Genomic DNA, 927 nt, shown 5'->3' with positions numbered 1-927 from the left:
GACCGCTTCTTCTTGCGGAACTGGCTGATCATCGTCACCGTTTCCGGCATTTGACCGACCGACTTGATCCCGCTGATCGCGATCGCGTCCATGAAGTGGCCTTTGGGCAGATTAAGATTTTTGCGGTCAACGTAGGTTTGCGAGCCATACTGAAAGCTTGCTTCTGGGAAGGCAGTCATAATCCGCTTGCGCAGAATGTTCATGAACGTCGCGCCTTTCAGATACTTCGTCACTTTCTTTTTGGCTTTCATCCATTTGTAGAGCTTGCCGCCTGGCTGATGATTCTTTGTCGTGTGGCAGTCCGTGCAAAGCGTTATCAGATTGCTTACGCGATCCGTTCCGCCCTGTGAGCGGTAGATGATATGGTGCACTGCTAGCTTTACGCCTTTGCCATGCTTGCGGCAGAGCTGACAGGTGTACTTGTCGCGGGCCAGCACGTAGTACTCATAGTTCTTCCAGCCCTTCAGACTGCCTTCCTGATACTGCTTGCCGGAAATCTGCGGATTGAGCATCTTGGCCATGTCGAACTTGCCGACCTCGACATGAAGATCGGGATTCGGCAATACTGCCAAATACCGCTTGATCCAGGCAATGTTGTGATTCACCTTGCCTTTTACTGATGGCGGAAGCCATAAGCCGTCACGCTTGCCATGCACTCTGTTGAGAAAGCGGGATTGACGGTAGCGGGTCTTGCGGTTTCTTCTGCCTCCGCGGTAGATCTTGCGGGTGTACAGATTTTTGTGTACGTCCTGGCGAAGCTCTACCTCGCTTTGGCACAGTACCTTTTCTTGACTGACCACGGCAAAGCCGATATGTCTCTGCCCGGTATCCACGCCAAGACTGACCTTCTGCTTATAGCCGTATGAGCCGTATTTCAGCTGAATGGTGAACGGATATTTCTTGACCACGAATGCCTTGCCGCTTTTC

The 927-nt window shown here is 52.0% G+C and carries 1 protein-coding gene; it reads right to left on the bottom strand.

The annotated features are described in order from the left end of the window. Positions 1–927, bottom strand: a 927-nt coding sequence (iscB, locus tag FC20_RS09580; protein WP_056945406.1) for an RNA-guided endonuclease IscB, incomplete at both ends; no start/stop codon positions are given.

Source organism: Lactobacillus equicursoris DSM 19284 = JCM 14600 = CIP 110162, from assembly GCF_001434815.1.
In the GTDB taxonomy this organism is placed as follows: domain Bacteria; phylum Bacillota; class Bacilli; order Lactobacillales; family Lactobacillaceae; genus Lactobacillus; species Lactobacillus equicursoris.
Note: the sequence above shows the minus strand (reverse complement) of the source record. Positions and strands in the feature narration are given on the sequence as shown.